Source organism: Stenotrophomonas sp. YJH_SMC_123, from assembly GCF_059368215.1.
Window position 1 is genome coordinate 378,038 of sequence record NZ_JCAFRM010000003.1, and the last position, 24,490, is coordinate 402,527.

At 67.8% G+C, this 24,490-nt stretch carries 24 protein-coding genes; 13 read left to right on the forward strand and 11 right to left on the reverse strand.

All coding sequences use genetic code 11. The features are described 5' to 3' along the window. Positions 1-96: 96 nt before the first annotated feature. Positions 97-345 (reverse strand): hypothetical protein, encoded by a 249-nt coding sequence (locus AC5P5W_RS09910; protein ID WP_005420185.1) that lies wholly within the window; start codon positions 343-345, stop codon positions 97-99. 186 nt (positions 346-531) lie between these two features. On the opposite strand from AC5P5W_RS09910, the gene AC5P5W_RS09915 reads away from it, so the two are divergent. Continuing rightward, positions 532-990 (forward strand): hypothetical protein, encoded by a 459-nt coding sequence (locus AC5P5W_RS09915; protein ID WP_197575502.1) that lies wholly within the window; start codon positions 532-534, stop codon positions 988-990. A 105-nt stretch (positions 991-1,095) separates the two neighbouring features. Here the strand turns inward: AC5P5W_RS09915 and AC5P5W_RS09920 are convergent, their stop codons facing one another. The 4 genes from AC5P5W_RS09920 to AC5P5W_RS09935 form a co-directional block, all read right to left on the reverse strand. Continuing rightward, positions 1,096-2,895: a DUF885 domain-containing protein gene (locus AC5P5W_RS09920; protein WP_046433089.1), complete on the reverse strand. Its 1,800-nt coding sequence runs from the start codon at positions 2,893-2,895 to the stop codon at positions 1,096-1,098. Between the two features lie 67 nt (positions 2,896-2,962). Then, entirely contained in the window at positions 2,963-3,478 is a 516-nt protein-coding gene (locus tag AC5P5W_RS09925; protein ID WP_014648795.1) for a cytochrome c oxidase assembly factor Coa1 family protein, read from the reverse strand. A gap of 25 nt (positions 3,479-3,503) precedes the next feature. Next, positions 3,504-5,729: a S9 family peptidase gene (locus AC5P5W_RS09930; RefSeq protein ID WP_164077006.1), complete on the reverse strand. Its 2,226-nt coding sequence runs from the start codon at positions 5,727-5,729 to the stop codon at positions 3,504-3,506. A 163-nt stretch (positions 5,730-5,892) separates the two neighbouring features. Further along, positions 5,893-6,582 (reverse strand): glutathione binding-like protein, encoded by a 690-nt coding sequence (locus tag AC5P5W_RS09935; RefSeq protein WP_046433096.1) that lies wholly within the window; start codon positions 6,580-6,582, stop codon positions 5,893-5,895. Between the two features lie 110 nt (positions 6,583-6,692). On the opposite strand from AC5P5W_RS09935, the gene AC5P5W_RS09940 reads away from it, so the two are divergent. After that, a complete protein-coding gene (locus AC5P5W_RS09940; RefSeq protein WP_197574900.1) occupies positions 6,693-7,313 on the forward strand; it encodes a TIGR00645 family protein in 621 nt (206 codons plus the stop codon). A gap of 201 nt (positions 7,314-7,514) precedes the next feature. Beyond that, positions 7,515-8,528, forward strand: coding sequence for an energy transducer TonB (locus AC5P5W_RS09945; protein ID WP_014648799.1), 1,014 nt, complete (start codon positions 7,515-7,517; stop codon positions 8,526-8,528). Positions 8,529-8,611: 83 nt separating this feature from the next. Here AC5P5W_RS09945 and AC5P5W_RS09950 read toward each other — a convergent pair whose 3' ends face one another. Continuing rightward, the gene (locus AC5P5W_RS09950; protein ID WP_049442042.1) at positions 8,612-8,866 is read right to left on the reverse strand and encodes a hypothetical protein; all 255 of its coding nucleotides are present in this window, start codon (positions 8,864-8,866) and stop codon (positions 8,612-8,614) included. A 78-nt stretch (positions 8,867-8,944) separates the two neighbouring features. Between AC5P5W_RS09950 and AC5P5W_RS09955 the strand changes: the two genes are divergently transcribed. Then, complete coding sequence (locus AC5P5W_RS09955; RefSeq protein ID WP_197574906.1) at positions 8,945-9,742, forward strand: helix-turn-helix domain-containing protein; 798 nt, start codon at positions 8,945-8,947, stop codon at positions 9,740-9,742. 99 nt (positions 9,743-9,841) lie between these two features. Further along, positions 9,842-10,552, forward strand: coding sequence for a transposase (locus AC5P5W_RS09960; RefSeq protein WP_014648802.1), 711 nt, complete (start codon positions 9,842-9,844; stop codon positions 10,550-10,552). Between the two features lie 37 nt (positions 10,553-10,589). Here the strand turns inward: AC5P5W_RS09960 and AC5P5W_RS09965 are convergent, their stop codons facing one another. The 3 genes from AC5P5W_RS09965 to AC5P5W_RS09975 are packed head-to-tail and all read right to left on the reverse strand — an operon-like array spanning position 10,590 to position 14,040. Further along, positions 10,590-11,774, reverse strand: coding sequence for an ABC transporter permease (locus AC5P5W_RS09965; protein WP_049404907.1), 1,185 nt, complete (start codon positions 11,772-11,774; stop codon positions 10,590-10,592). Next, entirely contained in the window at positions 11,771-12,517 is a 747-nt protein-coding gene (locus tag AC5P5W_RS09970) for an ABC transporter ATP-binding protein (RefSeq protein ID WP_046433110.1), read from the reverse strand. Before AC5P5W_RS09970 ends, AC5P5W_RS09965 begins: the two co-directional genes overlap by 4 nt. Continuing rightward, positions 12,514-14,040, reverse strand: a complete 1,527-nt coding sequence (locus AC5P5W_RS09975) for an alpha/beta hydrolase (protein WP_041863953.1) — start codon at positions 14,038-14,040, stop codon at positions 12,514-12,516. The genes AC5P5W_RS09970 and AC5P5W_RS09975 overlap by 4 nt, the downstream gene beginning before the upstream one ends. 296 nt (positions 14,041-14,336) lie before the next feature. Between AC5P5W_RS09975 and AC5P5W_RS09980 the strand changes: the two genes are divergently transcribed. The 3 genes from AC5P5W_RS09980 (at position 14,337) to AC5P5W_RS09990 (ending at position 17,576) form a co-directional block, all read left to right on the forward strand. Next, positions 14,337-14,864: a DUF1203 domain-containing protein gene (locus tag AC5P5W_RS09980; RefSeq protein ID WP_164077002.1), complete on the forward strand. Its 528-nt coding sequence runs from the start codon at positions 14,337-14,339 to the stop codon at positions 14,862-14,864. 191 nt (positions 14,865-15,055) lie between these two features. Then, positions 15,056-16,225, forward strand: a complete 1,170-nt coding sequence (locus AC5P5W_RS09985) for a lytic polysaccharide monooxygenase (protein ID WP_014648807.1) — start codon at positions 15,056-15,058, stop codon at positions 16,223-16,225. A 181-nt stretch (positions 16,226-16,406) separates the two neighbouring features. Continuing rightward, on the forward strand, positions 16,407-17,576 hold the full coding sequence (locus AC5P5W_RS09990) for a lytic polysaccharide monooxygenase (RefSeq protein WP_197574902.1): 1,170 nt from the start codon (positions 16,407-16,409) through the stop codon (positions 17,574-17,576). 303 nt (positions 17,577-17,879) lie between these two features. Here AC5P5W_RS09990 and AC5P5W_RS09995 read toward each other — a convergent pair whose 3' ends face one another. Next, on the reverse strand, positions 17,880-18,629 hold the full coding sequence (locus tag AC5P5W_RS09995; protein WP_014648809.1) for a ferredoxin--NADP reductase: 750 nt from the start codon (positions 18,627-18,629) through the stop codon (positions 17,880-17,882). An 84-nt stretch (positions 18,630-18,713) separates the two neighbouring features. On the opposite strand from AC5P5W_RS09995, the gene AC5P5W_RS10000 reads away from it, so the two are divergent. From AC5P5W_RS10000 to AC5P5W_RS10020, 5 genes are all read left to right on the forward strand, one after another. Beyond that, positions 18,714-19,682, forward strand: coding sequence for an ABC transporter ATP-binding protein (locus AC5P5W_RS10000; protein WP_005411567.1), 969 nt, complete (start codon positions 18,714-18,716; stop codon positions 19,680-19,682). Next, a complete protein-coding gene (locus tag AC5P5W_RS10005) occupies positions 19,679-20,470 on the forward strand; it encodes an ABC transporter permease (protein ID WP_014038898.1) in 792 nt (263 codons plus the stop codon). Before AC5P5W_RS10000 ends, AC5P5W_RS10005 begins: the two co-directional genes overlap by 4 nt. A gap of 349 nt (positions 20,471-20,819) precedes the next feature. Next, positions 20,820-21,587, forward strand: a complete 768-nt coding sequence (locus tag AC5P5W_RS10010) for a hypothetical protein (RefSeq protein ID WP_041863959.1) — start codon at positions 20,820-20,822, stop codon at positions 21,585-21,587. A gap of 187 nt (positions 21,588-21,774) precedes the next feature. After that, positions 21,775-22,713, forward strand: a complete 939-nt coding sequence (gene panE / locus AC5P5W_RS10015; RefSeq protein WP_046433139.1) for a 2-dehydropantoate 2-reductase — start codon at positions 21,775-21,777, stop codon at positions 22,711-22,713. Between the two features lie 71 nt (positions 22,714-22,784). Further along, positions 22,785-23,594, forward strand: a complete 810-nt coding sequence (locus tag AC5P5W_RS10020; RefSeq protein WP_262093735.1) for a Rossmann-fold NAD(P)-binding domain-containing protein — start codon at positions 22,785-22,787, stop codon at positions 23,592-23,594. Between the two features lie 55 nt (positions 23,595-23,649). On the opposite strand, the gene AC5P5W_RS10025 is transcribed toward AC5P5W_RS10020, so the two are convergent. Beyond that, entirely contained in the window at positions 23,650-24,447 is a 798-nt protein-coding gene (locus AC5P5W_RS10025) for a TatD family hydrolase (RefSeq protein ID WP_046433165.1), read from the reverse strand. Between the last annotated feature and the right edge of the window lie 43 nt (positions 24,448-24,490).

The following is a 24,490-nucleotide window of genomic DNA, read 5'->3' on the forward strand; positions in this document are numbered from 1 at the left end:
CAGGCACGCGGGGGGCTCGCGCAGCCGTTCATTGTACGCCCCTGCCCGGCCCGCGGCCGTGTACCTGCGACGCCCTGTCGCACCCGGCGATGCGGCTCAGATCACGCCGCCCCCCAGGCCCAGGCGCAGGATGCCGACCACCACCACGATGCCGTTCAGCACCAGCCCGGCCCAGGCCCGGCCGCGCTTGGTCGGGTGGGTGAACAGGATGCCCAGCGCGGCGATCACCGCGCCCACGGCGGCGAACGGGATCAGGAACCAGTTGCCCCAGCCCAGCAGCGGAATCAGCGCCAGGATCATCCACAACAGCGCCAGTACGCCCCACAACAGACTGATCACGCCCATTCCACTCTCCCGCAGTTGGTTCCTGTCTGTGCACCATAGTCGTTCCCGCCGTCGCCGCCTACTGCCGTTGGCGGGGCTGTCACCGGCACCGTGCTAGCGTGCCGCCGTGCCTGCTCTGGGCCGGGTGTTGGCGCCGATTCAGAGTGGCCCGCCGATGATCGCAACCAGTCCTACAGGGGTCGTGCCATGAACATCCGTTGGGCCGCGTTGGCGGCCATCCTGCTGGTCGCCGCTGGCTGTGCCAGCACCTCCAAGGTCATGCTGGGGAGCGCCCGCGCGCCGATCGATCCGGCACTGGTGCAGATCTATTCGACGCCGCCGGCCGGCTCCCAGGAAATCGCCCAGCTGGAATCGGCGTCTGCCGTGGGCTTCGGCACGCAGGGCCAGACCGATGCAGCGGTGGCGCGCCTGAAGCGCGAGGCCGCAGCGCTGGGCGCCAATGGCGTGGTGCTGATGGGCGTGGGCAGCAGCGGCTCACCGGTGGGCATGTCGGTGGGTGCCGGCACGTTCGGCTCGCATGTCGGCGGTGGCGTCGGCATCGGTATTCCGACCACGCAGAAGCGCGCCGCCGGCGTGGCGATCTGGGTGCCGAACCCGGAACCGCCGGCACGACTGCCGACGCAGGTGATCACCCCGCAGCGGTGACGCGGCAGCATCACCGCGGGTAGTGCCGGCCGCTGGCCGGCAACCTCAGAAATCCTCCCGACGTCAGGGGAATGCCGGCCAGCGGCCGGCACTACCGGGGGGTGTTCAGCGCTTGTACTTCGGCACGAACACCTTGTTCACCGCGTCGGCCAGCTGGTCCGGCGGCAGCAGGCCCTGGTCGAGCAGGAAGTTGTTGAACGCCAGGCGGTCGAACTTCGCACCCAGTGCCAGCTCAGTCTGCATGCGCAGTTCCAGGATACGGGTGTAGCCGTAGAAGTAGCTGCCGGCCTGGCCCGGCATGCGCACCATGTAGCGGTCCAGTTCCTGGGTGGCCATCGCCTTGGACAGGCCGACCTGCTCCATCAGCACGCGCTCGCCGTTGGCGCGGTCGGTCAGGCCGAGGTTGAGCATCGGGTCGAGCATCGCGCGTGCGGCGCGCAGCAGGCGGAACTGCAGGGCGATCATCTGCCCGTCCAGCGGCTCGTACGGCACCATCTCGGCCTCGGCATACAGCGCCCAGCCTTCCACGTTCACCGAATTGAACGCGAACATGGTGCGTGCCAGCGACACGCCGCGCTCGACCATCGCGGTGAACTGCAGCTCGTGGCCGGGGCGGCCTTCATGCGCGCTCAGCGTCCACGCCGCCGCACCGAAGTTGAAGTCGTCGTACTGTGCGCCCGGGCCCGCGGCCGGGTTGCCCAGCGGCAGCACGAAGGTGCCCTGCTGCCCGGTGTTGTTGACCAGCGGCGCCGGCAGGAAATGCGGGGCCGGGCTGGCCGCGCTCTCGGCGGCCGAACCCAGGCGCATCTGCATGGCGCGCTTGGGCACGTCGACGATGGCATGCTCGCGGATCAGCGGATCGATCGCATCGATCACCTTGCGGTAGTGGCCTTCCAGATGGTCGTCGGCGATCTTGTCGGCCTTCAGCGCGCGGATCACCGCCACCGGGTCGCTCGGGTCGGCCACCTTCAGGCCCTTCTCCTTCACCACCAGCGGCGCCAGCTGCTGCATCGCCGAGCGGGTTTCCATGAACTCCAGCTGCGCGCGCTGCATCAGCAGCTTCGGGTCGATGTCGATGCCGACCTGCTTGAGCTGGTAGGCGTACAGCGGCGCCGGCAGCCGTGCGTCGGTGCGCGCCTTCGGCAGCACGGTCGAGCGCGTCCAGCTGGCGTAGTCCTTCATCTGCCCGGCCAGGGCCTTCATCGCTTCATCGGCGCCGGCGATCTGGTACTTCTTCAGCAGCGACTCGATGCCGCTGATGTAGGTCTCGACGTTGTCCAGCGACTGCTGCACTTCGATCTTCGTCGGCTGCAACAGGCTGCTGTCCTTCAAGCGCTCTTCGTAGCGCTGGCGGGCCAGCGTGGTGAACGCGGTGCCGCCCGGCTGCAGGCCGGCGTAAGCCTTGAGGCGGTCGATCGCCTTGGCCCGGCGCTCGGCCGGCACCTGGTCGGACAGCAGCAGGTTGAGGCCGCTGAACACCGTCTGCGGCGCGTCACTCCACGGCAGCAGGTACTTCTCGTTGAGCTCACTGCCTTCGATGTTCTGGTTGGCGGCGTGGATCATGATCTCCAGGTCCTGGCGGACGTTGGGATCCTGCTCGGTGGCCAGCTTCGCCTTCAGTTCGTCGCGGGCCTTGGCCATCGCGGCGCGGTAGCGCTTGCCGTTGTCCGCGCCGAGGTCGGCCACCTTGTCGTCGTAGCCGGGCACGCCGAAGAAGCCGGTTTCTTCCGGCTGGAACGGGCCCTGCGCATCGAGCAGGATCTGCGCCAGTGCGTTGCTGCGGGCGACCCAGGCCGGGCTGGCCGGTGTAGCGGCCTTGGCGGCGGGTGCCGCCAGCGCCGGCGGTGCGGACAGCAGCGGGGCGGCGGTCAGGGCCAGGGCAACGGCCAACGCGATCGGCTTCATGGTGCACTCCAGGACAGGGTTGCCCGCACCCTACGCGCTCAGCGCGGTGGCGACAATCGGCCGGAGGTCACAACGCTGCGGTCAGCGGGCATTCGCCGCGTTCGCGGCAGGCCTGCAGTTCGCATTCCTGCGCGGCCTCATCGTCATCCAGCGCAGTCAGGTCGAAGGTCTGCTTGTTCTCGCCCAGCACGTACATCACCGGGTAGTCCCACACGTCGTCACTGCGGGTGCCCTTCACGAACAACCGGCCGTGTGCGCGGGGGCCTTCCAGGGCCACGGTCAGGCCGACATCGCGCTGGCCGTTGAGCGCGGTCTGCATGCTGCCCAGCGGCATCGATTCGGTACGCAGCGGCTCGCCGAAGGCTTCCACCAGTTCGATGCTGCAGCCGGCGCGACGCATCGCCTCGCGCATCGGTGGGCTCTCGCGTGCCGCCTCACTCCAGCGCAGCACGCTCCAGGCCACCGTGCCACCGGCCCCGGCCAGCACCAGCAGCACGGCCACGGGCATCGCCCAGCGCCAGTGGCGGGACCACCAGCCGGCGGGCTTCGGGCCGTGGGTGGGAATCGGCGGCGGCAGTGTCATCGGCGGGCTCCTTCCCGTCTGTGTTTCAAGGCTTCAGGCAGCGCCCCAGGAAGGCTTCGGCCACACGGTAGCGATGCAGGGCATCGGCGCCGGACAGGCCATGCTTGGCACCCGGGTAGGTCATCAGCTCGAACGGCTGGCCGCGCTTCTGCAGCGCGCTCATCAAGCTGGTCGAATTGGTGAACAGCACGTTGTCGTCCGCCATGCCGTGGATCAGCAGCAACGGCGAGCGCAGCCCATCGATGTGGGTCAGCACGCGCGCTTCACGGTAACCGGCGTCGTTGCGCGCCGGCAGGTCCATGTAGCGCTCGGTGTAATGGCTGTCGTACAGGCCCCAGTCGGTGACCGGGGCACCGGCCACGCCGCAGGCGTACTGGTTCGACGCCTTGGCCAGCAGCATCAGGGTCATGTAACCGCCGTTGGACCAGCCCTGCACGCCGATGCGCGCCGGGTCCACCCACGGCTGCTGCTTGAGCCAGGCCACGCCGCGCAGCTGGTCGGTCACTTCCACCGTGCCCTGCTTCCCGTACAGCGCACCACCGAAGTCGCGGCCGCGGCGCGGGGTGCCGCGGTTGTCCAGCGAGAACACGACGTAGCCCTGCTGGGCCAGGTACTGGTTGAACAGATGGTCGCCACGGCCGGGCCAGCTGTCGGTGACAGTCTGGCTGGCCGGGCCGCCATAGACATACACCGCCACCGGGTAGCGCCTGGACGGATCGAAGCCGGCCGGCTTGATCAGGCTGTAGTGCAGCGGCGTCTTGCCGTCGGCGGCGGTGAGCGTGCCGAACTCGACCGGGCGCTGCGCGTCGCGGTAGCGCGCATACGGGTGCTTGGGATCGGCCAGGTTGTTTTCCACCAGTGTGGCGATCTTCTCGCCGTTGGCGCGGAACAGCTCGATCTGCGGCGGCGTGGTGCTGTTGGACCAGCTGTCGACATAGACGCTGGCATTGCGGGCGAACGTGGCGCTGTGCATGCCCGGCGCCTTCGACAGGCGCTGCGGCTCGCCGCCCTGCAGCGATACCGCGTAGATCTGGCTTTCGCGCGGGCTTTCGATGCCGGCGCGGAAGTAGGCCTTGCCGGCCGTCTCATCCACCGCCAGCAGCTCGTCCACCGGCCAGTTGCCGTGGGTCAGCGCGGTGGTCTTGCCGTTGCTGTCGATGCGGTACAGGTGCTGGAAGCCGGTGCGCTCGGACGACCACAGCACGCTGCCGTCTTCAAGGAAGCGCAGGCTGTTGTGCAGCGGTACCCAGGTCGGGCTGGTCTCGTGGGCGAGTACGCGCTGGCGGTTGGAGTCGAGTGCCACTTCCACCAGGTCCAGCTGCTTCTGGTCGCGCGACTGGCGCTGGAAGCTCAGGTGCTGCGCATCGCGCCAATCGACGCGGGCCAGGTAGATGTCCTGTTCCTTGCCCAGGTCGATCCAGCGCGGCTGCGCCTCGGCGGCCGGTGCGATCACGCCCAGCTGCACGCGCACGTTGGCGTCACCGGCGGCCGGGTAACGCTGTTCGATCACATCGGTGCGGTCGGCGTAGACCTCGTAGCGCTTCTGCACCGGCACCGGTGCCTCGTCGATGCGCGCGAACGCGATGGCCGAATCGTCCGGTGCCCACCAGTAACCGGTGTGGCGGTCCATCTCTTCATCGGCGACGAACTCGGCCACGCCGTTGCCGATGGTGGTGCTGCCGTCGCGGGTCAGCTGCAGCTGCTTTCCACTGGCCAGGTCGATCACCCACAGGTTGCGGCCGCGGATGAAGCTGACGAAGCCGCCCTTGGGCGACAGCTTGGCGTCGGTGGCGAAGCCCTCACCGTGGGTCAGCTGGCGCACGGCCGCCGCCCCCTGCTGCTTGAGGTCGTACAGGTACAGCTCGCCGCCCAACGGGAACAGCAGGCGCTGTGCGTCCGGCGACCACTGGTAATCGACGATGCCGGTCATCGCGGCGATGCGCTGGCGCTCGCGGCGCGCCTTTTCCTCATCGCTGAGGGTCTCGGTGCCGGGCAGCACCACCTTGGAATCAACCAGCAACCGGGTCTGGCCACTGCCGATGTCGTAGGTCCACAGATCCAGCTGGTTGCGATCGCTGTCCTTGCCGCGCAGGAAACTGACCTGCGAACCGTCCGGCGCCACCTTGGGCTTCATCAGGGTCGGGCCGGACAGCGGCAGCGGGCCGGTGATGGCCTCCAGGGTCAGCTTTTCGGCGTGGGCGGCGGTACTGGTGGCGAGCATGAGGGCAAGCGAAGCGAACAGGTGGCGCATGGAGGATCCCGGCAAACGGCAGGTCCGCCCGGCGGCGGGCGCGGGGCGGTCGTTCCCCCATCCTAACCAAGCCCGTGCAGGAAGGCAGCATGACCTTCTGCCCATGCTGCGGTGCTGGGGTCAGGGCCCTTTGCGTTGCAAAGGGATCCGACCCCGCGGCGGGTCAGCGCTGGCCGAACAGGTGCTTGCGCTCTTCGTCGCTGAGCGGCTTGCCGGCGTTCGGGTTCACCTGCTGGCGCAGCGCATAGGCGCGCTGGGTGGCCGGGCGCGCGGCGATGGCCTCGTGCCAGCGCTTGAGGTTCGGGAACGCGGCGAAGTCGACCGGCAGCTTGTCGTAGGCGCCGATCCACGGGTAGCTGGCCATGTCGGCGATGGTGTACTCGTCGCCGGCCAGGAAGGCGTGCTGGGCCAGGCGCTTGTCCATCACCCCGTGCAGGCGGCGCACTTCGTTGTCGTAGCGCTCGATGGCATAGGGAATTTTTTCTGGTGCGTACACGTTGAAGTGGCCCATCTGGCCACTCATCGGACCCAGGCCGGCCATCTGCCAGAACAGCCATTCCAGGGTGGCCACGCGGCCGCGCGGGTCGCTGGGCAGGAAGCGGCCGGTCTTCTCGGCCAGGTACAGCAGGATCGCACCGGACTCGAACACGCTCTGCGGGGCACCGCCATCGGCCGGGGCGTGGTCGACGATGGCCGGCATCTTGTTGTTGGGCGAGATGGCCAGGAACTCTGGCTTGAACTGGTCACCCGAGCCGATGTTGACCGGGTGGATGCGGTACTCCAGGCCGGCTTCCTCCAACAGCAGGGTCACTTTGTGGCCGTTCGGGGTGGGCCAGTAATACAGGTCGATCATGGCGTCGGCTCGGGGTGCGGAAAGGAACCTGAAGTCTAGTGCGTGAGTTGGGTTGGCACCGTCATGGCGGGCCGGTAACCTCGCGGCTCCCCCGAAACGCACTGTCCTGCATGAGCCACAGTCCTCGTCCCCTGTCCCCGTTGTCCTCGCTGATCTTCGCCTCGCGCTGGCTGCAGCTGCCGCTGTACCTGGGCCTGATCGTGGCGCAGTGCGTCTACGTGTTCCTGTTCGGCAAGGAACTGTGGCACCTGATCTCGCATTCCGCCTCGATGGGCGAGCAGCAGATCATGCTGATCGTGCTGGGCCTGATCGACGTGGTGATGATCTCCAACCTGCTGGTAATGGTGATCGTCGGCGGCTACGAGACCTTCGTCTCGCGCCTGCGCCTGGAAGGCCACCCGGACCAGCCGGAATGGCTGAGCCACGTCAATGCCAGCGTGCTGAAGGTGAAGCTGGCGATGGCGATCATCGGCATCTCCTCGATCCACCTGCTGAAGACCTTCATCGCCAGCGGTGCGCTGGGCGGTATCCCGCTGTGCACGCCGGAGCAGATGAGCGTGGCCGCCGCCAACATCGGTGTCGCCCGCTGCTCGATGCTGACCCAGGAAGGCGTGCTGTGGCAGACCATCATCCACTGCGTGTTCATCCTGTCGGCGATCGGCATCGCCTGGACCGACAAGCTGATGTCCAACGGCCACAGCAAGTCGCACGACAAGGCACACGACTACTGAGGTCGCCGCCGGCCACGACATGATCGCCGCGGCCCCACCCGGCCACCACCCCTTGTGCGGGGCGGTGGCCGGGATGCTAGATTGCATCCTCGCCGTTGCCGGCGGTGGCGTCGGGAAACGCTACCCTGCCGCGCCTGGACCACGGGTCCCGGCCATGCATATCAATGATTTACGTCACGTCGTCTTCTAAAGGGGAGCAGGATGTCGCACGTCTCAACGATCACCGCCGCGCGCCGGTGGCTGCCGGTTGCTTTGGCACTGGCGCTGGCCGCCTGCTCGGGCAAGGAAGAATCCGCAGCACCGGCTCCGGCCGCCGCCCCCACCGCCGCTGCACCTGCCGCACCGGTGGTCGCCGCCAAGGTGCAGTCGATGGGCACCGAGCAGCTGCGTGAGTCGGCCAGCCAGGCCCTGCGCGAGAACCGCATGTACGCGCCGGCCGGCGACAACGCCATCGAGTACTACCTCGCCCTGCGCGACAAGACCCCGGACGACGCCTCGGTGAAGAGCGCGCTGACCGACCTGCTGCCGTACACCCTGATCGCCGCCGAGCAGCACCTGGGGCGCGAGGACTACACCGAAGCGCAGCGGCTGGTGGCGCTGATCGAGAAGGTGGATGCCTCCGCGCCGGCCCTGCCGCGCCTGAAGGACGGCCTGGCCAAGGGCGTGCAGAACGCGGCCAAGCGCACCGAGGCCGAAGCCGAGAAGGCCAAGAAGGACGCCGAGGACCGCAGCAAGCAGCAGACCGAACAGCAGCGCCTGGCCGAGCAGCGTGCCAAGGAAGCCGACGCGGCCAAGCAGATCGCTGCGCAGCAGGATGCCGCCCGCCGCGACAACGAGCGCCAGGAAGCCGAGCGCCAGGCCGCCGCGCGCCGCGAAGCCGAGCTGAAGCAGCAGCAGGCCGCCGCCCAGCAGGCCAGTGCCGCACGCCAGGCCGCGGCTCCAGCGGCCGCTGCGGCGCCGAACCTGCGCCCGGTCAGCACCCCGGCGCCGCGCTATCCGTCCGAGGCACTGCGTGCAGGCACCTCCGGCGAAGTGCTGGTGGAAATCACCGTCGGCACCGACGGCTCAGTGACCAACGCCCGCGTGCTGCGCGCAACACCGTCGCGCGTCTTCGATCGCGAAGCCATGAACGCGGTCAAGCGCTGGCGCTTCGAGCCGGTCAGCGCACCGGTCACCACCCGCCGTACCCTGGTATTCGCCCCGGGCGGCACCTGACCGCAAAAAGGGGACGGAGGGGATTAAGTCGTTTCCGCCCCCGCAATGAGGACACGGCCCGGCATGTCCGGGCCGTGTTCGTTTCAGGAGAGGCTGTCGATCAGGCGTTGCAGTGCCGGATCGCGCGCGGCCAGCACCTGGAACAGGCCCAGCGCATGCAGGCCCGGCAGCAGCCCACGCAGATCTGCTTCGGCGGTGGCCCGGGTGGCGTCATCGCTGGCGGGGTCCTGCCAGTCACGGACGCTGGCGAGGAAGGCGCCGACGCTGCCCTTGCGCACGGTGAGGCCGTTTACCTGTACTTCGTTCTGGTGGTCGGGAAGGATGTCCTGGGGCTGCATCGGGGCGGCTCGTGTTGAAATGGGCGCCCAGTGTGGCGCGCGCGGATCGGCGCTTCTGCCGTATAACTGCCAATGGATATGGCAGATCAGACACCGACCGGCTTGATTGATCCGGCATTGGCGGACGCCGACGACGGCCCCATCGTGCTGGCCGGCCAGCTGCGCGTGCCCGGGAGGCGGCGCACCGCCCGCCACCAACACCGGCGCGGTCAATTGCTGGGCGCCCATCAGGGCCTGTTGCGGATCGAAGCCGGGAATCTGCAGTGGCTGCTTCCGGCCGGGCACGTTGCCTGGATACCGCCGCTGCTGCCCCATGCGCTGCTCGGGGCAGACGGGTTCGATGGCTGGAGCCTGTACGTCCGCGCCGATGCCGGCCTGGATCTGCCCCCGCTGCCCCGTATTTTCCAACCCGATGCGCTGTTGCAGGCGGCGGTGACGCGCGCACTGCGCTGGCAGCATCAGGCACTGGACGCTGCGCAGGCACGCCTGGCCGGCGTCATCGCCGATGAGATCCGTGCCAGCACTCCCTTGCCATTTGCCCTGCCACAGCCGCGGGATCGCCGGTTGTGGCGGATCGCGGCGGCGCTGGCGCGTTCGCCGGACGACCTGCGCAGCGTCCAAGCGTGGGCAGCCGCCAGCGGACTGTCCAGCCGCAGCCTCGCCCGCCGTTGGCAGGCCGAAACAGGCATGGCCCTGGGCCAGTGGCGGCAGCGCCTGCGCGTGCTGCTGTCACTGCCACGCCTGCAGGCAGGCGAACCGGTGATCAGCGTCGCCCTGTCGATGGGCTACGACACGCCCAGTTCCTTCATCAACGTGTTCAAGCGCGAGATGGGGGTAACGCCCGCGCGGTACGGAAAAGGGGACGGAGGGGATTAAGTCGCTTCTGACTCCTCCGATACGCCTGCGCGGCATTACCTGATGCCCTACGCCACGGTGCCGATGCCAGGCTGAGGCCCCCTTCGACCTGGGAATCCCATGCCCCGACAAGCGCGCCTGATGCTGGCCGGCCAGGCCTATCACGTGATCCAGCGCGGTGTGAACAAGGGTGCGATCTTTGTCGACGACATCGACCGGCAACTGTTCCTGCATCTGCTGCACAGCGCTTTCCTCAAGCACCGCGTCGCACTGCATGCCTACGTACTGATGGACAACCACATCCACCTGCTGGCCACGCCATCCACGCAGCGTGGGCTGGCCGATGCAATGCGCATGCAGGGCAACAACTATGTACAGGCTTTCAACCAGCGGCACGGCCGCACCGGTCCCCTGTGGCAGGGCCGCTTCCATTCCTCGATGATCGACAGCGACGCTTACCTGCTCAGCGTATACCGCTACATCGAACGCAATCCCGTTCGTGCCGGCATTGCGGTCAGTGCTGAAGATCATCCGTGGTCCAGCGTGCACGGCAACCTTCAACGACGCGATGACCCCATGCTGACCCCGCATCCCGCATTCAGAGCGTTGGCCGCGACCGCTCGCAACAGGACGACGGTGTATGCGCGATTCCTGCGCGATGTGAATGCGTCCGCCGATCTGCCCGCAATCCGCAGTCATAGCGCCAAACAGCGTCCGTTGGGGGATGCTGCGTTCCTGCGGATGGTAGAGAAGACGCTCGGGCGCCCGGTGGCGATGCGAAGACAAGGCCGCCCGCGCAAGGAGGGGACGGGAGGGGCAGAAACGACTTAATCCCCTCCGTCCCCTTTTTTCGTCCCCTTTTTTGGGGTCAGCCGGAGATGGCCAGGCGCTCGTTGTGGTAGCGGCGCACGGCGGCGAACCACAGCACGGCGGCCAGGCCGAGGCTGGCACCAAGGTAGATCGCCCAGACCGTCGGGGTGATGGTCTCGTGGCGGATCACCTTCAGCAGCATCTGGTTCTGCGACAGGAACGGCACGGCGTACTGCCACATCTCGCTCTTCAGCGGATAGGCCACCAGTGCGTAGCCGGGCAGCATCGGCAGCAGCATCAGCCAGGTCATGTGGCTCTGCGCTTCCTTCATGCTCTTGGCCGCGGCCGACAGGAAGGTCAGCAGCGAGGTACCGATCAGCAGCATCGGCAGCATCACCAGCAGCATCTGCAGCATCGAGCCGACGTTCATGTTGAACTGGCGGCCGATGTTGCCGGGTGCGATCTGCGCGCTCACCTTGAACGCGACCAGGGTCAGCAGCAGCGACACGAAACCGACCACGCAGGCGGCGGCGATCTTGCCGCTGACGATCGCGCTGCGGGAGCCCGGCGTGGCCAGCAGGGGTTCCAGCGACTGCCGCTCGCGCTCGCCGGCGGTGGCGTCCATCACCAGGTAGGCGCCCCCGATGAACGAGGTCAGCGTCAGCAGTACCGGCAGCAGCATCGACAGGATCATGCCGCGCTTGGCCTCGGCACTGGCCAGGTCCTGGCGTGCCACGTCCAGCGGGCGTGCCACCTGTGCATCGATGCCGCGTGCCATCAGGCGCAAGGCACCGACCTGGCCGTTGTAGGTGGCCAGCGCCGCCTCCAGGCGTGCACTGGGTACCTCGGCCGCGCGACGCGTGCTGTCCTTGATCACCTCCACCAGCGCCGGCTTGCCCTCGGCCCAGTCCTTGCCGAAGTCCCCGCTGATGCGCAGCGCCACATCGATATCCTGGCTGCGGATGGCCTCGGCCAGGTCCTTCGGCGCCGGTGCGGCATTGAGGCCCTGTGCGGCGAGGAAGCGCACCAGGTTCGGCGCGTTCTCCGCGCCGATCGTCGGGATCTGCAACGGCTCCTCGATCTGGGTGCGCACCCGGCTCTCGGCCAGCTTGCCCATGCCCAGCAGCAGCACCGGGTACAGCAGCGGCCCGAACAGCAGGGTCAGCAGCAGCGTGCGGCGGTCACGCGACAGGTCGCGCAGTTCCTTGCGCATCACCGTCATCAGGGTCGACATCATGCTCATGCGTGCAGGCCCTCTTCGCTGCCGATCAGTTTCACGAACGCGTCCTCAAGATTGGCTTCACCGGCCTGCGCACGCAGATCATCGGCGCTGCCCGCGGCCATCACCGTGCCCTTGGCGATGATCACGATGTGGTCACACAACGCGCCCACCTCCTGCATGATGTGGCTGGACAGGATCACGCAGCGACCCTCTTCGCGCAGGCCCAGCAGGAAGCGGCGCAGCGCGCGCGTGGTCATCACGTCCAGGCCGTTGGTCGGTTCGTCGAGGATGACGTTGCGCGGATCGTGCACCAGCGCGCGGGCAATCGCGGTCTTGGTGCGCTGGCCCTGCGAGAAGCCATCGGTCTGCCGGTCGAGGATGTCGCCCATGTCCAGCGCGTGCGACAGCACCTCGATGCGTTCGCGGATGCGCTCGGCCGACAGGCCATGCAGCTCGCCGAAGTAGGCGATGTTCTCGCGCGCGGTCAGACGCTTGTAGACGCCGCGCGCATCGGGCAGTACGCCCAGGTGGCGACGTACCTCCACCGGATTGCCGGCGGCATCGATGCCATCGACGCTGATGCTGCCCTGGTCAGGGGTCATCAGCGTGTAGAGCATGCGCATGGTGGTGGTCTTGCCGGCACCGTTGGGGCCGAGCAGGCCGGTGATCTGCCCATCGCCGGCGCGGAAGCCGACGTTGGCGACCGCCTGGATGCGGCCCGTGCGGGTATCGAAGGCCTTGTGCAGGTTGTCGGCGACGATCATGGTTCCCATCCGTTGAACGAGGTGAACGCCGGCACGTAGCTCAGCGTGTCCAGGCAGCCGGCATCCAGCGCCTTGGCATCGGTCTTGTCGATGAACTGGCCGAGCAGCCGCGGCATGCAGCCGGCGGTCAACGTGCCATGGCCCTGGCCACGGGCGACCAGCGCACGGCCATTGGGCAGGCCCTTGAGCACCTGTGCGGCGTAGCGCGGGGGGGTCACCGGGTCCAGCTCACCGGACAGCAGCAGTGCCGGCACGTCGCTGCGCAGCGGCACGGCATCGGTTGCCGGCGCCGGACGGTGCGGCCACACCGGGCAGGCGGCGAAGAAGGCGCTGGCCACTTCGTTGCCGAACAGCCGCTCGGGGTCCTCGGCCGGCGCGTGGTAGCGCGGCGCATCCTCGCTGCAGATCACCGACCACTGCATGCCGCGGTTGATCTGGAAATCCATGCTGCGGTTCGCGCCGCGCGCCAGCGATGCCAACGGGGCATAACGACCGTGCGCGGCTTCATCCAGCACCAGTGGCAGCAGCGAGGAATACTGCGGCACGTAGGAGAAGGCGAAGGCCAGGCCGACCACGCTGTCCGGCGTCAGGACATCCTGCCGCGGTGCGTTGGTACCCGGGTCGCGATACTCGACCGAGACCGGTGCACGGCGCAGGGTGTCGACCACGCTGCGCAGCTGCGCGCGGGTGTCGGTCGGGAAACGCTTGCTGCACGCGGCATCCTTGCGGCACTGCGCCGACTGCAGGGCGATCGCATCCTCGAAGGTGGTCGCGAAGTCGCCACCGACCACCAGCTCGTTCGGTACCACGCCATCGATGACGATGCTGCGGGTGTGCTGCGGATAGGCCCCGGCATAGCGCTGGGCCACGCGGGTACCGTAGGAGCCGCCAACCAGGTTCAGCTGGTCCACACCGAGCGCCGCACGCACCGCATCCAGATCGGCGATCGCCTCGGTGGTGGTGTAGAAGCGCGCATCGGCACGCCCCTGCAGCGATGCGGCGCAGCGCTGGGCGTAGTCGCGCAGCGATGCCTCGGAAGGCGCGGCATCCTCGTCCATCTGCAGCGGCTTGCCATCTGCGCCCAGACAGCTGAGCGGGTTGGAGCCGCCGGTGCCGCGCTGGTCGATCAGGAACACGTCGCGCTGCTTGCGCACCTGGCGCAGTGCGGTATCGACGATGACCGCCACCTCGCTGGCCGCCTGGCCGGGGCCGCCGGCCAGGAAGAACACCGGGTCGGGCTGGCTGGCGCCGCTGCTGCCCGATTCCAGCCAGGCGATGCGCAGGCCGATCCGGCGGCCATCGGGCTGGGCCCGGTTCTCCGGCACCTGCAGGGTGGCGCACTGCGCCTCCACGTTGGCGCTGGCGCCTTCGGTGGACAACGTGCAGGGCTGGAAGTCGATCGTGCCGAAGCGGCGGCTGGGTGCATCGCTGGCGCTTCCGGCGGCGGCCGGCGGCGGTTGGCTGCACCCGGCAAGCATCAGGCTGGCCAGCATCCCGGCCAGCGCGAGGTGGTGTCTTTGCATCGTGCTCGTTTCCCCTGGAGGACGTTCCTGTCGACCACGACGGGCTGCCGCGGAAGATGTGACCCAACTTACACGGGCAGCGCGCCGACGGCGATGGGCAATGACGAATCCGCCGCCGACGGCGCGCAGACCTGGCAGTCCCGCGCTCGGCCTTGGCCCGTGCAGGGCGGCATCGGCGGCGGCCAGCAGTACCCCAAGGGCCAGTGTTCCGGCCCGACGGCGATGCGGGGTCTGAAAACGGCGAGCACGGCGACCGGCGCATGCGCACAATCCGCGGAAAACCCAAGGAGACGCCCATGCACGCGTGGTACCTAGGCGGCATCGACCACCGCCCGTTCCTGCACCTGTTCGAGATGAGCGACAGCGCGCTCGCCGTGCTCGGCATCCAGCGTCGCTGGGCCGGCGCCAACGGCGGACATCCCTGCCGGATCAGCCTGAGCGACCCCGCGCCTGGCAGCGAGCTGCTCCTGCTGTCCCACGTCCACCTGCCGCTGCATTCGCCGTACCGCGCCGCCGGCCCGATCTTCGTGCAGCGCGGCGTGACCCGTTGCGTCCTGCCGCCGGGCGAGGTGCCCCCGTATGTGCAGCGCCGGATGATCTCGATGCGTGCCTATGACCACGCCGCGCTGATGTGCGGTGCCCAGGTCTGCGCGGGCACCGAGGTGGCCGACCACCTGGATGCACTGTTTGCCGACCCGTCGGTGGCGTTCGTGCAGCTGCACAACGCGGCGCATGGCTGTTTCTCGTGCCAGGCAGATCGGGTGGGTACCGGGACTGCGTCGCGTGATCTCCATGACGTGATCGATGCCACGCCGGTCACGTGACGTCCAGCGCATCCGTTCAGCCCTGCGTGAAGCCTGCGGGAAGGGCTTCACATGCGCAGTCACGGATCGGCACTGCGATGGTTCCGTCGCCTGCAGTGCGGCTCGATACTCGCCGTGGTGCCGCCGAAAGTCCGCCGCGCAGCGCAGCTCCTGCGGTCACCGTTCCCTTTCGACGACCACAAGGATGCGCCATGTCATTCCGATCCACACCGCTGTTGCTGGCCACCTCGTTCGCCGCTGCGGGCCTGTGCCTGGCCGGCAGCGCGTTCGCCCACGGCACGATGACCACGCCGGTCAGCCGCGTCTATGCCTGCTTCCAGGGCAATCCCGAGAACCCGACCAACCCGGCCTGTGCCGCTGCAAAAGCGATTGGCGGTTCACAGGCGTTCTACGACTGGAACGGCATCAACCAGGCCAACGCCAACGGCAACCATCAGGCCGTGGTGCCCGACGGGAAGCTGTGCAGCGGCAACAACCCGACCTTCCGCGGCCTGGACGTGAACCGCAGTGACTGGCAGACCACGCCGATCCAGGCCGATGCCAATGGCAAGTTCACTTTCGTGTTCAAGGCGACCGCACCACACGCCACGCGCGACTGGCGCTTCTTCGTCACCCGCGAAGGCTGGCAGCCGGGAAGCCCGCTGCGCTGGGCCGACCTGCAGGAGTTCTGCACGCTGGGCAATACGCCGCTGTCGGCCGACGGCACCTACAAGCTTCAGTGCACGTTGCCGCAGCGCACCGGCCAGCATGTGATCTACAACACCTGGCAGCGCTCGGATTCGACCGAGGCGTTCTATACCTGCATGGACGTGCGCTTCCAGGGAGGCGGAGGGACCGCACCGGCACCGCAATGGCAGGACGCCGGCCCGGTCACCGCACGCAGTGAGCTGCCGGTTGGCACGACGCTGGCGCTGCGCGTGTTCAACGCCAACGGCAATGACGTCGAACGTGTGGAGGCCACCCTGGCCAGCGGCCAGACCGCACCCGCGCAGTGGCCGTTGGTGCTCGCCCGCAAGGTCAATGCCAGTGCCCAGCACGCGCGCGTGGGCGTGCTTGCCAATGGCGTGATCACGCCGACCGCCTCGGCCACCGACAACCGCGTGTACCTGAAGGACGGCAACCGCTTCCAGCTCGATACCCAGGTTCCCGACCCGGGTACACCGTCACCGGGCGGTGATTTCGACCACGTGTACCCGGCGGGCATCGGCAGCTATGTGCCGGGCCAGACCGTGGTGAAGGGCAGCGACGGCAAGCTGTACGCCTGCCGCCCGTTCCCGGAAGGTGCATGGTGCAACGTCAACGCCGAGGCGTACCGGCCGGGTGTGGGTGCGGCCTGGCGCGATGCATGGATTGCATACTGAGACCGGGTACAGGGAACGGTGGCAGAGCGCCGTTCCCTGCATAGCGTGAGACGCGCCAGCGTGTGAGTGGGAAGCCGTTCCCATATGCAACCACGCGATGCTTTTTTCAACGTAATCCGATGGATGCGGGCGGGCGGGATGTCGAGACTTCGCGGGGTTTCACCACCCACAGGAGATCTCCATGCATCTGTCACACCGGACCGTCATCGCGCTGTCTGTGATCGCAGGCATTGCCACCTCTGGCAGCGCGTTCGCCCACGGCACCCTGTCCAAACCCGCCAGCCGTGTCTATGCCTGTTACCAGGGCAATCCCGAAAATCCGACCAACCCCGCCTGCGCTGCCGCCAAGGCCATCGGTGGTGCGCAACCGTTCTATGACTGGGCCGGGATCAACCAGGCCGAGGCCCATGGCAACCACCAGACCGTCGTGCCCGATGGCGAGTTGTGCAGCGGCGGCAACAGCAAATACCGCGGCCTGGATCTGAACCGCAGTGACTGGCAGACCTCGCCGATCCGAGCCGACGCCCGTGGCCGCTACACGTTCGAGTTCAAGGCGCCGGCCCCGCATGCCACCCGCGAGTGGAAGTTCTATGTCACCCGCGATGGCTGGCAACCGGGCAGCCCGCTGCGCTGGGCCGACCTGCAGGAATTCTGCACGCTGGGCAACGTGCCGGTCTCCGGTGACGTCTACAAGCTGGACTGCCCGCTACCCAAGCGCAGCGGCCAGCACATCATCTACAACACCTGGCAGCGCTCGGATTCGGGCGAGGCGTTCTATACCTGCGCAGACGTGCGCTTCGAGGGGGGCGGTGGTGTGACCCCGCCGCCGCAGTGGCAGGACGCGGGTCCGGTCACTGCCCGTGGTGCGCTGGACGTGGGCACCATCCTGACCCTGCGGGTCTTCAACGCCCAGGGCAACGATCTGGAAAGCCCGCAGATCACCCTTGCCGCCGGCCAGACCGCTGCGAACCAGTGGCCGCTGGCACTGGCCCACAAGGTCAATGGCACTGCGCAGCAGGCGCGCGTGGGGGTGATGAAGAACGGCGTGATCACGCCCGTCGCCTCGGCTACCGGGAACCGCGTCTATCTGAAGCCAGGCCACCTGTTCCAGCTCGATACCCGCGTGCCGGATCCGGTCGATCCGATCGATCCGCCGCCGGCTGACGACTACGACTTCGTATACCCCGCGGGTATCGGCAGCTACACGCCGGGCCAGACCGTGGTGAAGGGCACCGACGGCAAGCTGTATGCCTGCCGCCCGTTCCCGGAAGGCGCCTGGTGCAACATCAATGCAGAGGCCTACCGCCCGGGTACCGGCTCTGCCTGGCGTGATGCCTGGATCGAGTACTGAAGGCAGGGCACCGGGGGCGGCGTGGGGTCGCCTCCGGTTTCCAGGGTTGCCGGCCAGCGGCCGGCACTACCGGGGTTCGTGCGGTTGCCGGCCAGCGGCCGGTACTACCGGGGTTCGTGTGGTTGCCGGCCAGCGGCCGGCACTACCGGGGTTCATGCCGTTGCCGGCCCGCGGCCGGTACTACCGGGGTTCGTGTGGTTGCCGGCCAGCTGCCGGCACTACCGGGGTTCGTGCGGTTGCCGGCCAGCGGCCGGCACTACCAGGTTCGTGGGGTTGCCGGCCAGCGGCCGGCGCCAGCCGGACCTATTTGCTGCTGACGTACTTCTCGCGGCGGATCTGCGGGTTGCCCAGGCCGGCGGCCTTCAGCAGCTCGGCGCAGGCATCGACCATGTCCGGGTTGCCGCACAGGTAGGCGATGTCCGTGGCCGGGTCCGGCGTGAAACCGGCCAGCGCCTGCTGCACGTAACCGTGCTGCACGTCCGGATGCGGATCGGCGGGCAGTTCGCGCGACAGGCATGGAACATAGCGGAAGTTCGGGTGTTTTTCGGCGAAGCTGTAGAAATCCTCGCTGTACAGCAGCTCGCCCGGGCTGCGCGCGCCCTGCAGCAGCACGATCTGCGCACCACGTTCGGCCATGGCCTTTTCCAGCAGCGGCAGCATCGAGCGGTACGGGGTAACGCCGGTACCGGTGGCGATCAGCAGGTAGCGGGCATTGTGGTCACCGGGATTCAGGCAGAAGCGGCCGTAGGGGCCTGATGCACTGATCTGGCCGCCGTGCTCCAGCGCCTCGAACAGCGCGGTGGCGGCGCCACCGGGCACGAAGCTGACCGCGATATCCACCGCCTCGCCCGGGCCCAGTGCGTGGTCGTGAATGGTCGCCAGCGAGTAGCTGCGCTTGGTTTCGGTGCCATCGGCGTAGCTGAAATGGACCTGGATGAACTGGCCGGGCTGGAAATCCAGCGGCTGCCCATCGTCACGCACGAACTGGTAGTGGCCGACGGTCGGGGCCAGCATGCGGCGGCCGACCAGCTTGAGGGGGAATTGAACAGGCACGACTTTTCGGGACAGTGTGTAGCCGGGGCAAGCCCTCGGGGTCTTCTATAATAGCCCCTCCCCGCCCCTCTCCAGCGCCAGCCCATGGGCGCGAAGGCTTCGAGCTTGGCATCCCAGAACGATACGGCGCCCGCCCTGCGCGTGCGCGACCTGCGCAAGACCTACGACAACGGCACCCAGGCCCTGAAGGGGGTTTCCCTGGAAGTGGCCCCGGGCGACTTCTTCGCCCTGCTGGGCCCCAACGGTGCCGGCAAGTCGACCCTGATCGGCATCATCAGCTCCCTGGTCAACCTCAGCGAGGGCCAGGTGGAGGTGTTCGGCAGCGACCTGGTGCGCAACCGCAGCGCCACCATGCGCCTGATCGGGCTGGTGCCGCAGGAAATCAACTTCAACCTGTTCGAAAAGCCCTTCGACATCCTGGTGAACTACGCCGGCTTCTACGGCGTGCCGCGCGAGGAAGCGGAGCAGCGCGCCGAAGAGGAACTGAAGCGGGCCCACCTGTGGGAAAAGGCGCAGGTGATGAGCCGCACGCTGTCCGGCGGCATGAAGCGCCGGCTGATGATCGCCCGCGCAATGATGACCCGCCCACGCCTGCTGATCCTGGATGAGCCGACCGCCGGCGTGGACATCGAGATCCGCCGCGACATGTGGCGCGTGCTGAAGGAGATCAACGCTGCCGGCACCACGATCATCCTCACCACGCACTATCTGGAAGAAGCCGAGTACCTGTGCCGCCACCTGGCGATCATCAACCATGGCCAGATCGTCGAGCAGGGGCCGATGCGCACCCTGCTGGCCAAGCTGGACGTGGAGGGCTTCCTGCTGGACATCGACGGTGACCTGCCGGCGCAGCTGCCGGTGATCGAGGGCGCGACCCTGACCGCGCCGGACCCGCACACGCTGGACATCGACATGCCGCGCGCAATGGACCTCAACCGCGTGTTCGCCACGCTCAACGAGGCCGGTATCCGCGTGCGTTCGATGCGTACCAAGAGCAACCGCCTGGAGGAGCTGTTCGTGCGCCTCACCGGCAACCTGGAGAAGCCTGCATGAGCACCACCGAGCTGACCGACGGCCAGCGCAACCGCATCGCACTGATGACCATCGTGCGCCGCGAAGTCGCCCGCATCATGCGCATCTGGGGCCAGACCCTGGTGCCGCCGGCGATCACCATGACCCTGTACTTCCTGATCTTCGGCAACCTGATCGGATCGCGCGTGGGTGACATGGGCGGCTACACCTACATGCAGTTCATCGTGCCGGGCCTGGTGATGATGAGCGTGATCCAGAACAGCTACGGCAACATCAGTTCCTCGTTCTTCGGTGCCAAGTTCGGCCGCCACGTGGAAGAGCTGCTGGTCAGCCCGATGCCGAACTGGGTGATCCTGTGGGGCTACGTGGCCGGCGCCGTGCTGCGCGGCCTGATGGTGGGCGTGATCGTGCTGATCATCGCGATGTTCTTCACCCCGGTGCGCATTCCGCACCCGCTGGTGATGCTGACCACGGTGATCCTGGGCGCGACGATCTTCTCGCTGGCCGGTTTCATCAATGCGGTGTATGCGAAGAAGTTCGACGACGTGGCGATCGTGCCGACCTTCATCCTGACCCCGCTGACCTACCTGGGTGGCGTGTTCTATTCGGTGAAGCTGCTGCCGGGCTGGGCCGAAGCGGCCACGCACGCGAACCCGATCTTCTACATGGTCAATGCGTTCCGCTATGGCCTGCTGGGCAGCAGCGATGTGCCGCTGCCGGTGGCCTATGGGTTGATGATCGGCTTCGTGGTGGCGCTGACGGCGCTGGCGTTGTGGCTGCTGCGCCGTGGCGTGGGCATGCGCAGCTAAGGGTGGCCTGCAGGGCCTGCGGCCCTGCACCCGCCGAATCAACGTGAACTTCAACGGCAACGTCAAAAGCTGGCATTCCTTGGGTTGGCGAGGTGGGTCCGATTGCGGGGGACGCCGTAAACCCATCCTTGGGGGCTTGGCCGCGGCATCCATGCCGCGGACACCCCCGCAATCGGACCCACCCCGCCTTCGACAAATTCCGGCGATCTGCCGGGATGTCGTTCTCCGCTGCTGCTGGTAGGTGTCGACCTTGGTCGACACGATGGATCGACGCCATGCGTGGATGGAGCTTTCACGGCAAAGCCGATGTTCCGCTTTTCTCGTTCGGGATTGCAGCTAGGCTGTGGCGATGAAGATCACTTCCATTGCGCTGGACAAAGCCGTGTCGGACGGCCCCATTGATGCCTTCAGCCATGCGTTGCTGGGCGATTCACCCACGCTGGATGAGGTGCTGGAATACCTGGCCTCGCGGCACGCGGCTGATCCCCGGTATCGCTACCTGTGCACGCTCGATGATGCCGGCCAGTGCCGCTACACCAGCATGCACGCGTCAGACGACGCGCGCATCGCGCTCTACGAGGACGAAGACCCGGCGACCCCCGACGATGCGTTGGCGGCACGCGGGCGGTTGCTGGCGCATGTGGTCGCGCAGCTTGAGCATTCGACGCATCGGCTGGAATGGAGCACGCTGGCGGGCACGCTGATGTGCAATGACGCAGACATCGAGGCATTGGTCGCGGCCAATGCCGCACCGGATCTCATCGTCGACGAGGTGGTCTGCGTGCAACAGGTGCCCGTGGATCGTGACGACCTGCTGATCGCCGCCCTGCCCAACGGCTACTTCAGCGCGGACTGGAACATCTTCCAGAACCACGCCCTGATCCGGCACCTGCAAGAGCATTACGACTACCGCCTGTTCGGGCTTGGCGCATCGTGGCTGGGCTTCCAGCGTGACAGCGCGCCGTCGCCTGCGGAAGCGGACGCTCTGGTCGCGGACCTGCAGCGCGTCTACGCTGCCGGAACGCACGACACCTGGTCACAACTGGCTGCAACGCTGTCCTCCCGCACCACGCTTCTATTGGGATACACCGAAGGCTTCAGCGAACAGCTGCCCTGAGCGCGGTTCTACACGCGCTCGCGCAGCGAGCGGCCCGCTTCCGCTCCTGATCTGTCTTCCGTGGTGGCCGCACCCGGCCAACCCCACTGAACCGTGCTTTCCGCGAACCACCACGAGTGGCACCGCCGTTGGCCGCGATCTCCGGCACAATCGAAATCCTGATTCCCCAGAACACGGTGAACGTGCAATGCGCATCCTGATCCTCGGCGCCGGCGGTACCGGCGGTTACTTCGGTGGTCGCCTGGCCCAGGCCGGTGTGGACGTGACCTTCCTCGTGCGCCCCGCGCGCGCCGCCCAGCTGGATCGCGACGGCCTGGTCATCCGCAGCCCGCTCGGCGATGCCAGCTTCCCCGTGCAGCATGTCACCGCTGATGCACTGCCCGCATTGGCCGCGCAGAAGCCGTTCGACCTGGTCATCCTCAGCTGCAAGGCCTACGACCTGGACAGCTCGATCGACGCCATTGCCCCGGCCGTGGGCGCAGGCACCACCGTGCTGCCGATCCTCAACGGCCTGCATCACTACAACGCACTGGACGCGCGCTTCGGCCGCGACGCCGTGCTTGGTGGCCTGTGCTTCATCAGCGCCACCAAGGCCCCCGACGGTGCGGTGCTGCACCTGGGCAAACCGGCCAAGCTCACCTTCGGCGAGCGCGACAGCGGCGCGGCCTCGGCGCGCGTGCGCGCCTTCGCTGCGGTCTGCGCGCAGGCCCATCTTGATCACCTGGCCAGCGAACACATCGGCCAGGAACAATGGATCAAGTACACCTTCCTTACCGCGCTGGCGGCGGCGACCTGCCTGCTGCGCGCCGACATCGGCACCATCGTTGCCACCGATGATGGCGAGGCGATCGTGCGCGGCCTGTACGACGAATGCCTGGCCGTGGCCGAAGCCGCCGGTGAACCGGTTCCCGTGGCCGCGCAGGACACCGCGCGCGACACCCTGACCCAGGCCGGCTCGGCACTGAAGGCATCGATGCTGCGTGACCTGGAAGCCGGCCAACAGGTGGAGGCCGAACAGATCGTCGGCGACATGCTGGCCCGCGCGCGCAAGGCCGACCAGGAAGCCCTGCTGCTGCAGGTCGCCTACAGCAGCCTGCAGGCCTACCAGGCACTGCGCGGCGCGTGAGCATCATCTCCGCCGCCAGTGCATCGCCCTCGCGGGTGCTGATCCTCGGGCTGGGCTGGAGTGGCGGTGCGATGGCCCGACATCTGCAGGCATTGGGCGCACACGTCGCCGGCACGGTACGCGATCCCGCATCGGCACCACGCGATGGTCTGCGTCGCCATCCGCTGGGTGCCGATGCCACGCCATCGCCCGCCCTGCTCGATGAGATCGCGCAGGCCGAGGCCGTACTGTGCAGTGTGCCACCCGACGCCGATGGCGATCCTGCACTGCGCCTGCTGTTGCCCGCGCTGCGGGCCAGCCCGGCATTGCGCTGGGTGGGCTATCTGTCGTCCACCTCGGTGTATGCCGACCGCGCCGGCGGCTGGGTCGACGAGCGCAGCGCAGCCGATGCCACTGAAGCAGCCGGCGTGCAGCGCCTGCGGGCCGAAGCGCAATGGCGTGCGCTTGCAGGAGAACGCGGCATCGCATCGGCAGTGTTCCGCCTGCCCGGCCTGTACGGGCCGGGGCGCAATGCGCTGCTGCAGCTGGCGCAGGGACGTGCCCGCCACGTAGTGCGTCCCGGGCTGCTATTCAACCGGCTGCACGTGGATGACCTGGTGACGGTCGTTATCGCGTCGATGCAGCGGCCGTGCGTGGATGGCCTGTATCTGCCGGCCGATGACGAGCCGGCACCGCCGCAGGAGGTACTGGCCTTCGCCGCGCAGCTGGGCGGGTTTGCGATGCCACCTGCCGTGGCATGGGACGACCCTGCACTCAGCCCGACCCTGCGACGCTTCTACCAGAGCAACAAGCGCATCGACAGCCGTGGCACGCGTGAAGCACTGGCGTGGGCGCCGCGGTTCCCCAGCTACCGTGAGGGCCTGCGCGACCTGCTCCGGTAGTGCCGGCCGCTGGCCGGCAATCAACCGTGTTGCCGGCCAGCGGCCGGCACTACCATCAACCTGCGCCGGGCAGGCGGAAGAACGTACGCGTCGCGGCCGTTGCATTCGCGGCGGTAACTGCCACGTCCTCGCCACGGTCACGCGCCAGTTCTTCCACGATGTGCGAGAGAAACATCGGTTCGTTGCGGCGGTCCTTCGGCATCGGCTTCAGCGTGCGCGGCAGCAGGTACGGTGCGTCGGTCTCGATCATCAGGCGGTTGGCCGGGATGTTCTTCACCAGTTCGCGCAGGTGCGCGCCACGGCGCTCGTCGCACAGCCAGCCGGTGATGCCGATGTACCAGTCCTGGTCCAGGTAGTCGAACAGCTCGTCACGCTCACCGGTGAAGCAATGCACCACCGCCGGGCCGATGCGGCCTTCGAAGTTCTTCATCTGTGCCATGAAATCGGCATGCGCATCGCGCTGGTGCAGGAACAGGGGCTTGCCATTGTCCGCGGCCAGCTGCAGCTGGCGCTCGAACGCGCGGTGCTGGGCCGGGCGCGGCGAGAAATCGCGGAAGTAGTCCAGCCCGCACTCCCCCACCGCCACTACTTCCGGGTGGGCATGCAGCGCGCGCATTTCGGCATCGCATTCCTCGGTGTATTCCACCGCGTGGTGCGGGTGCACGCCGGCGGTGGCGTACAGGAAGCCGGGGTGCTGCTGGGCCAACTGCAGGGCCAGTGGCGAGTGCTCGCGGCTGGCACCGGTGATGACCATCTGCACCACGCCGGCCTGGCGCGCGCGGTCCAGCACGGCATCGCGGTCGCGGTCGAAGGAGTCGTGGGTCAGGTTGGCGCCGATATCGATCAGGTGCATGGTCATCGCGGGGGAAAAGTGCCCGCGCATTGTACCTGCGCCT